The sequence below is a fragment of the Exiguobacterium sp. BG5(2022) genome (assembly GCF_031844365.1).
GTDB classification, from domain to species: Bacteria; Bacillota; Bacilli; order Exiguobacteriales; family Exiguobacteriaceae; genus Exiguobacterium; species Exiguobacterium profundum.
Window position 1 is genome coordinate 981,191 of record NZ_JAUZVB010000001.1, and the last position, 14,002, is coordinate 995,192.

A 14,002-nucleotide genomic window follows, 5' to 3' on the forward strand; every position below is an offset into this window, starting at 1 on the left:
AAGAAGGTCACATTCGCTCGAAAGCGAAATATGTGACCGTTCCATTGTCGCGCGACCCGTACGGTTGCACCTGTTTGACAGAAGTCATGGGGATAGCACTGTATACATGCGGGTAACGTTCTCCATCCTCATCCAGCTCATAATGTAACAGCTGTCCGAGACGATTGACGTGCAACGAAACGAGCACGACCGCTTCTCCCGGATACGATTTTTTGACGACTTTTCCAATCTGTTGCGGCGTACAACATTTAATCGTCCCTTCCGATTGAAGTGACGGTTCATTGATTTCACCGCGTGACAGGGCAATCATATATTCTGCCTCCGTCATGATTTTGATGACTGGTTCCATATACCCTGCCCCTTTTCACAAAAGCGCAAAGGCAGTGCCTTTGCGCCGATGCTTGATTATGCGAAGTAGATGTCGAACAATGTTTGCAACTGGTCAACGAGTTCTTCAGCAGTCGATGACTCGATTTCACTACGCTCTACCATCGTCACGATGTTGCCATCCTCAAGAAGCGCGATTGATGGTGAAGACGGTGCATATCCTTCAAAATACTCACGTGCACGATCTGTCGCTTCACGGTCTTGACCAGCAAACACGGTCACGAAATGATCAGGCTTCACACCTTCCATTTTGTTCACATATGCAGCAGCTGGACGCGCAATCCCGCCTGCACACCCACAAACCGAGTTGACGAGGACGAGTGTCTTCCCTTCTTTTTTCAGCGCACCGTCTACTTCTTCCGGTGTCGTGAGCTCTGTGTATCCTGCAGCACGTACTTCGTTACGCGCTTGTTCGACTACATCTTGAAAATATAATTGAAAATCCATGTTGTTTCCCCTTTCGACATTTCGTCTGTACACCCTTATTTTACGTCTTGTTCTACCTCGAGGACAAGTCTATCGCTCAATTCCCGTTCTAAGAACGGATCTGCCTGTAACATTTGTTTAAAGGCGAGGTAACGTGTCTTCGTCTCAGCAGTCGCCTGGCGGTTCGTCAAGTAGGCACGAATCATGATATTTTTCGGGGTGTGCTCGAGGTCGATGAATTCGAGCAGCTGGGCATCATACCCGACAAGACCGAGCAGTTCAGCCCGAATCGAATCGGTCGCGAGTGAGGCGAACCGTTCTTTGATCAATCCGTGCTGAAGCATCACGTCTAGATTCGGTGCTTGAATTTGACGATTCAATTCCTTTTGACAACACGGGACGCTTAAGATGACTTTCGCGCCCCAACGGACAGCACGTGCCAATGCCATATCGGTCGCCACGTCACATGCATGAAGGGTCACGACCATGTCAACAGCTGTTTCCCCTTCATATTCATTAATGTCTCCGACTAAGAATTCGAGTCGTTCATATCCAAGATCTTTCGCAATCGATGCACACTCTTCGATGACCTCTTTCTTCAAATCGAGTCCTGTGATATGCACGTCATATCCTTTCATCTCATGAAGGAAATGATAGAGCGCAAACGTCAAATACGACTTCCCTGAACCGAAATCCAAGATTCGGACGGTACGGTCTGTCGGCAAGTGTTTAAGCGAGTCCTCAATGAACTCAAGGAAGCGGTTGATTTGTTTAAACTTGTCATACTTTTGACGCTTCACTTTCCCGTCCGCTGACTGAATGCCGAGTCGAATGAGAAACGGAACTGGCTCGTCAAGCGGGAGCACATATTGTTTTTCACGATTGTGACTCAGTTGAACTTCTTTTTGAGCCGTCTGCTTTTCTTTCAATGTCACTTTGAACTTTTTCGATAATTGGAACTGGAGGTCGGAATCTTTTAACTGAAACTGTCCTTGTCGGAACGTTTCGAGAAGCTCATTCACTTCCGTGACAGCCTCATCTGGTGTCAAGTTTTTATGGTTCATCACCCGCTCATACTGATACTCGAACTGGATATGATACGCATTTCGTAACATGACCGGTTTCAATTTGACCCGTCTGAGATCGCTAGATTTTTGACGGGGTTGACTGATGGTCGCCGACACGAGATGATTTGATTGTAAGACGTCTGCGAGACGTTCTTGTAACGCTTTATATTCCAATGGATTCAATCCTTTTTTAGAAATTTTGAAACATATCGTTTCACCTATCCGTACATACTATTACACGAAGACGACGTTACGTCAAAGGAGGATACACATATGTTTAAAAAGATTTTATCATCAATCGGAATCGGTGCCGCAAAAGTCGACACACGCTTGAATGAAAGCCACTGTACACCGGGTGGAGAACTCACTGGAGTCGTCCATATCGAAGGTGGTTCGGTCGAACAATCCGTCGATAGCATCTATCTCTTCTTCAACACGTTGTATAAACATGAGGTGAACGATAAATCGACATACTCGACGTTCACGATCGAAAAAATTTTATTGAATGAAGCACCGTTTATGATTGGTCCTGGAGAAGTGAAAGAGATCCCGTTCACAGTCAACGTCCCGTTCAATACGCCACTCTCTGTGAGTCAATCGAAATCATGGATTGAGACCGGACTCGACATCGCCCAAGCCGTCGATCCGAAAGATGAGGATGCGATCACCGTACAACCGAATGCGGCTCAACAAGTCATTTTAGATGCGATGGACGAGCTCGGATTCCGTTTGAAGAAAGCCGACACGGAAATGCTTCCGGCACGCCATCGTTCTGGGCGCCTCCCGATTGCACAAGAACTCGAGTATTCAGCGAACGGTTCACGCTTCGGTCGACAATTGGACGAAGTAGAGGTCGTCATCTTACAAGAAGAGGGTTCGATTGAACTTCTCATTCAAGTCGACCGCAGTGTCCACGACCTCGGAAGCCTTTTCGCCGATTTGACGGGTTCAGACGAATCAACGCACCGTGTGCGATATGACGTCGCACGTTTATCAGTTGTCGAAGTCCGTCGCGACATCGAATCGATGATTGAACAATCGATTTGAGGAACTCACTGACACGCCATTTCTATGAATGGCGTGTTTTTCTGAGGTATTGAATTTGATAATCCATTATTTTACAATCAACATATGGAATCAACCCTTTTCTGGAGGTGACTACATCTTGTTTGCTTTAATAATGATTGGGAGTTTCGGTCTTGCAACGCTTGCCTTACCGATTCTAGAGACTAGTCTTTCTGATTCACTCGCTTTCTTCACGCTTGGTGGGCTCGAAGTGCTGATTGGTTCGATTGCCATGTGTCTCATGCGCAATCCGTCGACAAACGCCTTATCCTTCATGAAGTTCATGCCCTATCTTGTACTATTGATTCATTTCCCTGCCTCACTCCTTTTGCTTTGGATTTCTTCGGTCAGACATGATGGGGTCTCTGCATTTTCATTAAACTATGTCTTTATATACTGGATCTTCCTCCTGTTCGTCGTAGTCAGCAGATTGATGTATCTTGCCTATCAACGACGATTTCAGAAGGCGCTTGATTAGAAAGGATGATTCAACGTTGCATTTACTTCAGTTACTCCAAGACCGAGCAATCCCGCTTACACTATTCGCGACGCTCGGCCTATTCAGTCTCGTGTTTGCATTTTCACTCTATAAATCCAAACAACGACTCTCCAAAGGACTCGTCACAATAGGCATGTCCTTGTCGTTCCTTCTCCTACTGATCTCAGCCGCAAGCTTCGTCTTCACGGTATTCCTTGGCTATAACTCATGAAAAATGGAGGCGCCCCACTGGGAGCGTCTCCATTTTTTAATCAATATACGGTATATGTGTTCGGGTCGATTGACTCGAGCGATTGTTTGATTGCTTGCAAGAACTGACCTGCGACGAGACCGTCGAGGACACGGTGGTCGACCGACATACAAAGGTTGACCATATCGCGTGCCGCAAACATTCCATTCATCCATACCGGACGCTTCACGATCGACTCGACTGATAGAATTGCCGCTTGTGGGTAGTTCAAAATCGGTGCCGATTGGATCGAACCAAATGCACCTGTGTTGTTGATGGTGAACGTCCCACCACGCATCTCTTCTGCCTTCAAACGGTTCTCACGCGCTCGCGTTGCAACGTCTTGAAGGGCCACGGCGAGACCTTTGATGTTCTTCTCATCCGCTTGGCGAATGACCGGTACGTAAAGGGCGTCGTTTGCCGCGACGGCTACCGAGAGATGGATGTCTTGGTGAACTTTGATGTGATCTCCTGCCCATTCCGAGTTCATCATCGGATACTTCTTCAATGCTTCGATGGCAGCCTTCATGAAGAACGGCATGAACGTCAATTTGACGCCTTCCCGTTTCATGAACTCGTCTTTCAATTTCGCACGGGCTTCAACGAGGTTCGTCACATCCACTTCAATCATGAGCCATGCGTGTGGCGCCTCATGCTTCGAGCGGACCATATTGTTCGCAATCGCTTGACGTACCCCGGCTGTCGGAATCGATTCATAACGTCCAGATGACGTCGAGGATGATGCGACCGGTTGTGACGGTTCAACGACAGGACGTGGCGCTTCAGTCGGAACGTCCATCTTTGTTTGTACCATCGTCTCTTGGACAGGTGCTTGTGTCGCTTTCTCAGAAGTCGATGCCGGACGTCCTTCTGATAAGTAACGAAGAATATCTTTCCGCGTGATCCGACCGCCTAGACCGCTTCCGCTCAGTTCATTCAAATCGATATCATTCTCGTTGGCGAGTCGGATGACAGCAGGTGAGTATCGACCGTTTCCACTTTGTTTTTTCGGAGTAGTGGCGACCGCTTGCTTAGAGACGGGTTCTGCAGGTGTCGTTTCTGCAATCGGTTCGGTCTTCGTCTCAACTACGGCTTCCTCCGCACTTTCAACTTCCATCGTCAATACCGGTGTCCCGACGCTGACGGTCTCCCCTTCTGGAATGAGAAACTCTTTGACGACTCCCGCGCTAGTCGCCGGAATCTCGGCCGTCACTTTATCCGTCATGACTTCCGCGAGTGGTTCATACTCTTCCACACGGTCGCCCGGTTTGACGAGATAGGTCGTGATCGTGCCTTCTGTCACACTCTCCCCAAGTTGGGGCATGGTAATCGTTTGTTCCATAGAGATGCCTCCTTAAAACGCCGCGAGCTGACGCGCGCGCTCGGCAATTTTTTCTGGGGATACGATAAAGAATTTTTCCATCGGTGGTGCATACGGCATTGCCGGCACATCGGGGCCAGCCAAACGCTCAATCGGCGCATCGAGTTCGAAGAGCGCCTTCTCCGCGATAATCGCCGCCACTTCTCCGATGATGCTTCCTTCTTTGTTGTCCTCTGTCACGAGTAGCACTTTACCTGTCTTCTTGACCGATTCGATGATCGCTTCTTGGTCGAGCGGGTAGACGGTACGAAGATCGAGGATGTGCGTGCTGATCCCTTCTTCTTCGAGCGTTTTCGCAGCCTCTTGTGCCATATGCACGCAAAGACCGTACGTGATGATCGTGATATCGTCACCTTCCCGTTTAACCGCAGCCTTACCGATTTCAACCGTATATTCGTCCGTCGGCAAGTCTGCCTTCAAAAGACGATAGGCGCGCTTATGTTCAAAGAAAAGAACAGGGTCGTTCGAACGGATTGCTGCTTTCAACAACCCCTTCGCATCGACTGGGTCTGATGGAATGACGACTTTCAGACCTGGCGTCGAACTGAACATCGCCTCGACCGATTGCGAGTGATAGAGTGCCCCGTGAATGCCCCCACCGAAAGGAGCTCGGATGACCATCGGACACGTCCAATCGTTGTTTGAACGGTACCGAATTTTTGCCGCTTCTGAAACGATTTGGTTCACTGCTGGCATGATAAAGTCTGCGAATTGCATTTCTGCGATCGGTCGCATGCCGTACATGGCAGCTCCGACCCCGACTCCGGCAATCGCACTCTCAGCGAGCGGTGCGTCGATGACACGATCCTCTCCATACTTTTCAATCAATCCTTGAGTGGCTCGGAATACACCACCACGAACGCCGACGTCTTCCCCGACGACGAAGACGTTTTCGTCGCGCTCCATTTCTTCATGAATCGCTTCATTGATCGCTTCGATAAACGTTTTCATCATTTTTCCTCCTCATAGACGTAATCTAGTGCAGATTCAGGCGATGCATACGGTGCTTTGTCCGCATATGTCGTCGCTTCATTCACTTCAGCATCGATTTGTGCATCGATTTCAGCAAGTGTCTCCGCCGTTGCGATTCCGTCGTTCACAAGTCGTTGACGGAACAATTGAATACCATCCCGCTCTTTTAACCCAGCCAATTCTTCAGCTGAACGGTACGCTTTGTCATCGTCATCCGATGAGTGTGGCACGAGACGTTCAACTTCTGCTTCGATTAATGTCGGTCCTTCTCCGCGAAGTGCACGTTCACGCGCTTCCTTCACGACCGCATAGACGGCGATCGGGTCTGTCCCGTCGACTGTCACACCTGGCATGCCGTAACCTTTTGCACGGTCTGATACGCGCTCACATGCCAACTGTTTCGTAAGCGGAACCGAAATCGCATACTTGTTATTCTCACAGAACAAGATGACCGGCAACTTGTGGACACCTGCAAAGTTTGCGCCTTCATGGAAGTCTCCTTGGTTCGAAGACCCTTCTCCGAACGAAACGAACGTGACGAGTTCTTCTTTTTTCATCTTCGCCGCAAGTGCGATCCCGACTGCATGAGGGACTTGTGTCGTGACCGGAGACGAACCCGTTACGATGCGATGCTCTTTCGAACCGAAGTGACCAGGCATCTGACGACCACCTGAGTTTGGATCTTCCGCTTTCGCGAATGCCGATAACATTAAATCTCTTGATGTTTGACCGAAGTGAAGGACGACCGCCACATCACGATAGTAAGGCAAGACGTAGTCGATTCCTTTCTCGAGTGCGAACGCCGCACCGACTTGCGCCGCTTCTTGTCCTTGACATGAGACGACGAATGGGATTTTTCCGGCGCGGTTCAACTTCCACATCCGTTCATCGATTTTGCGAGCACGTACCATCGTTTCGTACATCGCCAATAAATCTTGTTTCGTTAAACCAAGCTCTTCATATGAGTTTACAGTCATCTGTTCCATCCTTGTTCCTCCTTAGGCGTGAATCGGTAATCCATCGACGGCAAGAGCCGCTTCTTGGAAGGCTTCGCTCAGTGCAGGATGCGGGTGCACAAGTTGTCCCATCTCCCAAGCCGTCGCGTTCAAGACGAGCGCGAGTCCACCTTCTGTGATGAGTTCGGTCGCTTTCGGTCCTACGATATGAACACCGAGAAGGTCGTCTGTTTCTTTGTCCGAAACGAGTTTGACGAATCCGTCGGCTTGTCCTTCAATCCGCGCTTTCCCGAGTCCGTTGAATCGATACGTCCCCGTCTTCACATCATGTCCGGCATCTTTTGCCGCTTCTTCTGTCAAGCCGACCGAAGCGACTTCAGGGACACTGTATACACAGCGTGGAATGAGCGCATAATCAAGCGGTGTCGGCTCAAGACCAAGAATCGTCTCGACCGCTTTCACACCTTCTGCCGACGCGACGTGGGCGAGTTGTAACTTCCCGATGCAATCCCCGATTGCGAAGATATGACGTTCTTTCGTCCGATACTGACTATCGACTTGAATGATGCCGTTCTCTACGACGATAGAAGTGTTTTGAAGTCCTAAGTCTTCCGTGTTGGCAACTCGGCCAACCGAGACGAGGACACAGTCTACTTGTAACATCTCTTCCCCGACAGCAATCTCCACTGCATTTTCGTGAATCAATGTTCGTTCAGCGTCGACCGTCACGCTCTTCTTCACACGGACGCCACGCTTCTTCAATAGACGCTCCACTTCACGGGAGACTGCCTTGTCCTCGAGTGGGAGTAATCGATCTCCTACTTCGATCAACGTCACGTTCACATCTAAATCGACGAGCATGGACGCCCATTCCACTCCGATGACCCCGCCACCGACAATCGCAATCGATTCAGGAAGCGTTTCAAAATTGAGGAGGTCGTCTGAATTCAAAATCCGCTTGTGATCGAACGGCAATCCAGGAAGTTCACGAGGAATCGACCCTGTCGCGATAATCAATTGATTCGGCAAGATCAGTTCTGATTCACCGCTTTCATCTTCAACGGATACAGTCCCTGGTTGAGGTGAGAAGATGCTTGGTCCAAGGATCGAGGCTTTTCCGCCAAACACTTCGATTTTCCCTTGTTTCATCAAATGCTCGATTCCCTTTTCAAGACCAGCCACAAGATCACGTTTATACGTTTGAGCGCGTTCCATATTGAACGTCACATCTCCCGTCTCCACGCCATACGTCGCACTTTGCTTCGCCGTTTGATAGACATGTGCAGCTTTTAAAAGTGCCTTCGTCGGGATGCAACCTCTATGTAAACAGGTGCCGCCTAACTTTCTCGCCTCGACGATTGCGACAGATTTCCCTGCCTGGGCCGCCTTGATTGCAGCCACATATCCTCCTGGTCCTCCACCGATGACGACAACATCAAATTCTCGTGCCATGTGTATCCCCCTCATAAACTCGTGCGGTCTCTTCCTTCTCGATGACGCGAAGTGCACCTTCAGCCAACGCTTTAAGCTCATCTTCACCCGGATATACGTGTACCGGCGCGAGATAAGTGACACGCTCCTTGATTTTTTCAGTCAGCCACTCGGAATATGCAATCCCGCCCGTCAGTAAGATGGCATCCACACGACCACATAATGTCGCGCCGTGTTTTGAAATCTCTTGAGCGACACGATAAGCCATCGTCTCATACAACAGTCTCGCCTCATCATCACCTGATTCCACCCGCTGCTCAATCTCAATGGCATCGAACGTACCGAGATGAGCAAATAGGCCGCCCTGACCGACAATTTTCTTTTTCATTTCCGATTCTTTATACCTGGTACTATAACATAGTTCTACTACCTGTCCAACAGGAATCGAACCTGCCCGCTCCGGCGCGAGCGGTCCATCTCCGTCGAGACCATTATTCACGTCGATGACTCGACCTGCCGCATGGGCACCGACTGTGATTCCCCCACCAAGATGCGCAACGATAAGATTCATTTCATTGTAATCGCTTCCATTTTCAGCCGCGAATCGTTTCGCGACAGCCTTTTGATTGAGGGCATGGAAAATGCTACGACGATTGATTTCTGGCATGCCGGTCTTTCGGGCCAACTCGTCCATCTCATCGACGACGACTGGATCCACTATGAAACTAGGAATCCCTTCAGCCCCACCGATTTTCGAAGCGATTAGACCACCGAGATTCGATGCATGCATCCCGAAACGTCCGCTCGTCAAATCTTCACGCATGAGATCGTTGACTGTATACGTTCCTGACGTCATCGGTGCAAGCAAGCCACCACGACCGACGATCGCGGTCAAATCATTGACCGCGATGCCCGTCTCTTCTAACAAGGCGCGTACTTCTTGCTCACGATGAGGCAACTGCTCTGGAAGTGTGAGACCCGTCACATCGATTGAATGTCGGACCGTACGTGTCATCACTTCTTCCTTCCCATCAAACAATCCAACTTTCGTCGAGGTCGACCCTGGGTTGATTGCAAGAATTAGCCGTTTTGTCATCTTAGCGTCTCCCTAGAATGCTTTTTTCAACTTTAAGGAACTGGCTGCGTGAACGCGACATCATGTGAATCCGCTCTTCCGCCATCTTATCGGCCGCTACATGCGTTGGTACACCATCACGTTCTGCGATCTCAAAGACGCGCATCATGTTGTCATAAATGAGTTCGACTTTCTTCATTGCCCGTTCACGGTTGTAGCCTTCAAGTTCGTCCGCGACGTTGATGACACCACCTGCATTGATGACGAAGTCTGGTGCATAAAGGATTCCGTTCTCATCGAGCACGTCTCCGTGACGATCTTCTGCTAATTGGTTATTGGCAGCGCCTGCGACGATTTGTGCTTTCAATTGCGGAATCGTTTTGTCGTTGATGACGGCACCGAGAGCACATGGTGCAAAAATATCACATTCGACCGCATAAATCTCATCTGGTTTGACGACCGTCGCACCAAAGTCTGCTTCGGCACGTTTGAGTGCTTCCTCATTAATGTCGGTCACAATCAAATGAGCACCCTCTTCGTGGAGGTGACGGCACAAGTTGTAGGCAACGTTTCCAACACCTTGAACAGCGACGGTTTTCCCTGCGAGCGACTCAGTCCCGAATTTCCATTTCGCAGCAGCTTTCATTCCACGATACACACCATATGCCGTGACCGGTGAAGGGTTACCACTTGAACCGAATGCAGGACTGACGCCCGTGACGTAATCCGTTTCCATGTGAATGAAGTCCATGTCGGCAACTGTTGTATTTACATCTTCAGCCGTGATGTAACGACCACTAAGAGATTGAACATATCGTCCGAATGCACGGAAGAGCGCCTCTGATTTATCTGTCTTCGCATTTCCGATGATGACGGCCTTCCCGCCCCCAAGGTTGAGACCCGCTGCAGCATTTTTATATGTCATTCCTTTTGCGAGACGCAATACATCCGTGAGTGCCTCTTGTTCTGATTCATAGTTCCACATACGTAGTCCACCGAGAGCTGGCCCGAGCGTCGTGTCATGGATGGCGATGATCGCCTTTAGTCCAGACGCTTGGTCTTGGCAAAATACGATTTGTTCATAGTCCTCAGATTGTAAGACATCAAAAATACGGAAGCGTGGCTCTGTGTTTGTTTCCATCATGATTAATTCCTCCTGTTAAGTACGATTAATGTTTAGCATGTAACAAAGCGAATGCGAGCGAATATAGCTTCGCTTCGGCAGTATCGGCACGACTTGTCAATACAACAGGGGCAGATGCGCCGACGACAATCGCCGCTACGCTCGCCTCTGCGAAATACATGATTGATTTATAAAGGACGTTGCCGACCTCTATGTAAGGTACGACTAATAAATCGGCTTGACCGGCAACTTCACTGTTGATTCCTTTTTGCTTTGCTGCGACCATGTCGACAGCGTTGTCGAGCGCGAGCGGTCCATCTACGACACAGCCCTTGATTTGTCCACGTCGATTCATTTGGCTAAGTAGTGCCGCATCGAGAGTCGCATTCATTTGTGGATTGACTACCTCGACTGCTCCAATGGCTGCGACTTTCGGCGATTCGTAACCGATGTCATGCATCGCTTCTACCGCATTGTGAATAATTTCGACCTTCTCTTCGAGTGTTGGTGCGATATGAATCGCCGCATCCGTCACTCCAATCAACTTTTCACGATTCGGAATTTGGAATAGTGCGATGTGGCTGAGCGTCCGCTTCGTACGGAGTCCAGCTTCACGATTAAGGACGGCTTTCATAAATGTCGATGTCGACACCATCCCCTTCATGAGGACGTCCGCCTCTTTATTTTTCACAGCTAATGCGGCACGTCGCGCAATCTCAACGTCACCTTTCGCATGTAAAATATCGACGGCTGACTCATCGATTCCATGCTGTTCACATAACTTTCGGATCTCTCGAGCTTCACCGAACAAAATGAAGCGTGACAGTCCATGATCCGTAGCGAGTTTTACGGCCCGGATGACTTCTTCGTCCGCCGCCCCCGCAATGGACACGGTACAGCCTTCTAACTCTTTTGCGTTCGTCAGCATCCGTTCAAAATTCATCATTGTCCCCCCTTGCTCTCTACACTATATCATAAGCAAGTTTGTTTCCTAAATTGTAAGCGCTTTATAATGCGGATAACCATGCAAATTAATGCTTACCATGCAGTAATGTTCATGCAAATTATTGCGTGGTTCCGAGTTTATTGTATAATGTTCGGATCGAAATCTTTAATCGGCGGGCTGCTTCTGATTTGTTGCCACTTGCCTCTTCAATTGCTCGTTCAATCAAATCGCGTTCATATTTTGCAACTGCCTCGTGAAACGTTCCAGATTCGACTACTTTTTGACTCGTGGAACGATTGGATAACTGCAAATGATGTGGGGCAATCCACTGTTCGGAGCTTGCCATATAAATCATCGCACGACCGATCACATTCTCCAGTTCTCGCACATTCCCTTTCCAATGCTGGCTCTTCAGTAATGTTAAGGCATCTTCGTCAACGCCACGTACACTACGACCGTATTCTTGATTCAGTTTCCGGATCATCCGTTCACATAGTGCCTCGAGTTCATTCAGTCGCTCACGTAATGGTGGGATATGGATCGGCATCCGATTGATTCGGTAATACAAATCTTCCCGGAATGTTCCGTCTGCTACTTTTTGTTCGAGATCGGCATTCGTTGCGGCAATGATTCGGACATCGATTGGGATTGCCGTCGTCCCTCCGACACGGACAATTTCATTTTCCTGAAGGACACGTAAAAGCTTCACTTGGACATCAAGGGGGAGCTCCCCGATTTCGTCTAGAAAGAGTGAACCGCCATCCGCTTCTTCGAAATATCCTGTTTTCCCACCACGTTTAGCCCCACTGAAGGCTCCATCTTCATAACCGAATAGCTCACTTTCAAGTAGCGTCGGTGAAATCGCCGCACAGTTCACGCGAATGAACTTTTTATATTTTCGAGGAGATTCTCCATGAATGGCGTGGGCGAACAGTTCCTTTCCTGTTCCCGATTCTCCGCGAATCAATACCGTCACGGGGGTCACAGCCGCAAGTTTCGCCTGTTCGATGACAAATCGCATGGCATCACTCGTCGCAATGATATCGGCAAACTGATATTTCGCTTCTAGATTCCGGATGCGTGTCTTTGCCTCCTGCAATTCATCACGCAGTGCACGAATCTGAGATACGTCACGAATGACCCCGACCGATCCTCGCAACTTCCCTTCGACGATGATCGGTTCCGCATTCACAAGAATATCTCGTCGTGTCGCCCCAATTTGCATCCGGATGTCCCGAACGCCTTGCCCGGTCGATAGTACTTTTAAATGGACGCTTTCCTGCATCCCGATATCTGCCGTCGCTGGTTTGTCGACCACATCTTCTTTTTTGAATCCGGTCAACCGTGTATAAGACGGATTGATCAAAATCGTGTTACCGTGATGATCTGCGACCGAGATGGCCTCACTCGTACATTCAATGATGGCCTCGAGCATTTGTTGATTCTGTTTCAATCGTTCGACCACAATCCGAATAAATTCCCCTGGTAAGACGACTGCATCTTTGAAATGATCCTTTAATTGTTCAAACGTTTGATGCTTCCCCGTCGTTTCGATGACAAAATCTAGAGTCGCATCCGCATACTGTTTCCAATCGTCCGCCACAGATATGCCATAACTTTTAGCAAAGGCTATTCCTTCGGCAGATGCATCAGAATCTACAACCGCGATAATGGTCGCCAATGGTGAATCCATCAACATATTTAATACCTCAGTCCCGCCTTTACCAGCTCCGACAATCATCAATCGTTTATTCATACCGATTCCCCCATCAACTCTCTTCTCTATTTCATGCTACTGAATCCTCACCTGATTCGCAAGCTGCCCAAAAATAGACCGTGTCGAACAGATCGATTTCTGTTAAAATAATGTATGGTAAAGGAGGAGATTGCATGCGTTTTATCGCGCTTCTAATCTTAATCGTCCCTGGGTTATTAGGTGTTTACGGAATCAAATTGCTACGCGATAGCTTCTTTTTGAAGACGAGCGCACCGTTTTCATGGTTCGATTCACTCGCTGCCGCCTCCATGTTGCAGGGCACCTTTGGGCTTCTGCTCGCCATGGGCGGGATCGGATTTGTAGCTGGCTATATTTTTAACCGCGACAAAAAAACAGGAAAAGTACAACGCCTCGACTCATAAGCACACAAAAAAAGGTTCCCTAACTTGACTTCATTTCAAGTGCGGAACCTTTTATTCATATTGAATTGTGATCACTACGGATGATCTCCTTTCAAACTACGTTACTTACTTTGACATGAAATCCAACGTCTTCTTAATGAAGAAGTATGAAAGAACTTTAGTAACTGCCGTCTTGCGTGAACGGAATCTTACCATTCGAGTTACTAACTGATTTACTTATCGGATCATGTCGAACCATCCATCGTGAAGTCGAACGCTTGCCATAAACTGTTCAACGGTTGACAACACTCCTTTTGGTTAACTGAA

The 14,002-nt window shown here is 48.7% G+C and carries 15 protein-coding genes; 4 read left to right on the forward strand and 11 right to left on the reverse strand.

Going from position 1 to position 14,002, the window contains the following annotated elements:
- Nucleotides 1–7: 7 nt before the first annotated feature.
- The 3 genes from Q9R25_RS05105 to Q9R25_RS05115 are packed head-to-tail and all read right to left on the reverse strand — an operon-like array spanning nt 8 to nt 2,054.
- Entirely contained in the window at nt 8–349 is a 342-nt protein-coding gene (locus Q9R25_RS05105) for a DUF952 domain-containing protein (RefSeq protein WP_012726550.1), read from the reverse strand.
- A 56-nt stretch (nt 350–405) separates the two neighbouring features.
- Nucleotides 406–834, reverse strand: coding sequence for a BrxA/BrxB family bacilliredoxin (locus tag Q9R25_RS05110; protein WP_012726551.1), 429 nt, complete (start codon nt 832–834; stop codon nt 406–408).
- Nucleotides 835–869: 35 nt separating this feature from the next.
- Nucleotides 870–2,054 carry a class I SAM-dependent methyltransferase gene (locus tag Q9R25_RS05115; protein ID WP_214690779.1) on the reverse strand — a complete coding sequence of 395 codons (1,185 nt, stop codon included), beginning with the start codon at nt 2,052–2,054 and terminating at the stop codon, nt 870–872.
- Nucleotides 2,055–2,153: 99 nt separating this feature from the next.
- Between Q9R25_RS05115 and Q9R25_RS05120 the strand changes: the two genes are divergently transcribed.
- The 3 genes from Q9R25_RS05120 (at nt 2,154) to Q9R25_RS05130 (ending at nt 3,655) form a co-directional block, all read left to right on the forward strand.
- Complete coding sequence (locus Q9R25_RS05120) at nt 2,154–2,927, forward strand: sporulation protein (protein WP_311282882.1); 774 nt, start codon at nt 2,154–2,156, stop codon at nt 2,925–2,927.
- A gap of 118 nt (nt 2,928–3,045) precedes the next feature.
- A complete protein-coding gene (locus Q9R25_RS05125; protein ID WP_215243845.1) occupies nt 3,046–3,423 on the forward strand; it encodes a hypothetical protein in 378 nt (125 codons plus the stop codon).
- A 16-nt stretch (nt 3,424–3,439) separates the two neighbouring features.
- Complete coding sequence (locus Q9R25_RS05130; protein ID WP_214690776.1) at nt 3,440–3,655, forward strand: hypothetical protein; 216 nt, start codon at nt 3,440–3,442, stop codon at nt 3,653–3,655.
- 40 nt (nt 3,656–3,695) lie between these two features.
- Here Q9R25_RS05130 and Q9R25_RS05135 read toward each other — a convergent pair whose 3' ends face one another.
- The 8 genes from Q9R25_RS05135 to Q9R25_RS05170 form a co-directional block, all read right to left on the reverse strand.
- Nucleotides 3,696–5,015, reverse strand: coding sequence for a dihydrolipoamide acetyltransferase family protein (locus Q9R25_RS05135; protein WP_251131805.1), 1,320 nt, complete (start codon nt 5,013–5,015; stop codon nt 3,696–3,698).
- A 12-nt stretch (nt 5,016–5,027) separates the two neighbouring features.
- Entirely contained in the window at nt 5,028–6,005 is a 978-nt protein-coding gene (locus tag Q9R25_RS05140) for an alpha-ketoacid dehydrogenase subunit beta (protein ID WP_012726557.1), read from the reverse strand.
- A complete protein-coding gene (locus tag Q9R25_RS05145) occupies nt 6,005–7,012 on the reverse strand; it encodes a thiamine pyrophosphate-dependent dehydrogenase E1 component subunit alpha (protein ID WP_374193974.1) in 1,008 nt (335 codons plus the stop codon). Before Q9R25_RS05145 ends, Q9R25_RS05140 begins: the two co-directional genes overlap by 1 nt.
- Nucleotides 7,013–7,024: 12 nt before the next feature.
- Nucleotides 7,025–8,434 carry a dihydrolipoyl dehydrogenase gene (gene lpdA, locus Q9R25_RS05150; RefSeq protein ID WP_311282883.1) on the reverse strand — a complete coding sequence of 470 codons (1,410 nt, stop codon included), beginning with the start codon at nt 8,432–8,434 and terminating at the stop codon, nt 7,025–7,027.
- Nucleotides 8,418–9,509, reverse strand: a complete 1,092-nt coding sequence (gene buk / locus Q9R25_RS05155; RefSeq protein ID WP_215243843.1) for a butyrate kinase — start codon at nt 9,507–9,509, stop codon at nt 8,418–8,420. Before buk ends, lpdA begins: the two co-directional genes overlap by 17 nt.
- A 1-nt stretch (nt 9,510) precedes the next feature.
- The gene (locus tag Q9R25_RS05160; RefSeq protein ID WP_159562454.1) at nt 9,511–10,632 is read right to left on the reverse strand and encodes a Glu/Leu/Phe/Val family dehydrogenase; all 1,122 of its coding nucleotides are present in this window, start codon (nt 10,630–10,632) and stop codon (nt 9,511–9,513) included.
- Nucleotides 10,633–10,657: 25 nt separating this feature from the next.
- Nucleotides 10,658–11,554 carry a phosphate butyryltransferase gene (yqiS, locus tag Q9R25_RS05165; RefSeq protein WP_211782681.1) on the reverse strand — a complete coding sequence of 299 codons (897 nt, stop codon included), beginning with the start codon at nt 11,552–11,554 and terminating at the stop codon, nt 10,658–10,660.
- A 121-nt stretch (nt 11,555–11,675) separates the two neighbouring features.
- Nucleotides 11,676–13,313, reverse strand: coding sequence for a sigma 54-interacting transcriptional regulator (locus tag Q9R25_RS05170; protein WP_311282884.1), 1,638 nt, complete (start codon nt 13,311–13,313; stop codon nt 11,676–11,678).
- Between the two features lie 134 nt (nt 13,314–13,447).
- Between Q9R25_RS05170 and Q9R25_RS05175 the strand changes: the two genes are divergently transcribed.
- A complete protein-coding gene (locus tag Q9R25_RS05175; protein ID WP_031423346.1) occupies nt 13,448–13,696 on the forward strand; it encodes a DUF2627 domain-containing protein in 249 nt (82 codons plus the stop codon).
- The last annotated feature ends 306 nt before the right edge of the window (nt 13,697–14,002 follow it).

Coding starts and splice junctions, on each gene's coding strand:
- Q9R25_RS05105 (WP_012726550.1), bottom strand. CDS start 349: ATGGAACCAGTCATCAAAATCATGACGGAGGCAGAATATATGATTGCC.
- Q9R25_RS05110 (WP_012726551.1), bottom strand. CDS start 834: ATGGATTTTCAATTATATTTTCAAGATGTAGTCGAACAAGCGCGTAAC.
- Q9R25_RS05120 (WP_311282882.1), top strand. CDS start 2,154: ATGTTTAAAAAGATTTTATCATCAATCGGAATCGGTGCCGCAAAAGTC.
- Q9R25_RS05135 (WP_251131805.1), bottom strand. CDS start 5,015: ATGGAACAAACGATTACCATGCCCCAACTTGGGGAGAGTGTGACAGAA.
- Q9R25_RS05140 (WP_012726557.1), bottom strand. CDS start 6,005: ATGAAAACGTTTATCGAAGCGATCAATGAAGCGATTCATGAAGAAATG.
- Q9R25_RS05145 (WP_374193974.1), bottom strand. CDS start 7,012: ATGGAACAGATGACTGTAAACTCATATGAAGAGCTTGGTTTAACGAAA.
- lpdA (WP_311282883.1), bottom strand. CDS start 8,434: ATGGCACGAGAATTTGATGTTGTCGTCATCGGTGGAGGACCAGGAGGA.
- buk (WP_215243843.1), bottom strand. CDS start 9,509: ATGACAAAACGGCTAATTCTTGCAATCAACCCAGGGTCGACCTCGACG.
- Q9R25_RS05160 (WP_159562454.1), bottom strand. CDS start 10,632: ATGATGGAAACAAACACAGAGCCACGCTTCCGTATTTTTGATGTCTTA.
- yqiS (WP_211782681.1), bottom strand. CDS start 11,554: ATGAATTTTGAACGGATGCTGACGAACGCAAAAGAGTTAGAAGGCTGT.
- Q9R25_RS05170 (WP_311282884.1), bottom strand. CDS start 13,313: ATGAATAAACGATTGATGATTGTCGGAGCTGGTAAAGGCGGGACTGAG.
- Q9R25_RS05175 (WP_031423346.1), top strand. CDS start 13,448: ATGCGTTTTATCGCGCTTCTAATCTTAATCGTCCCTGGGTTATTAGGT.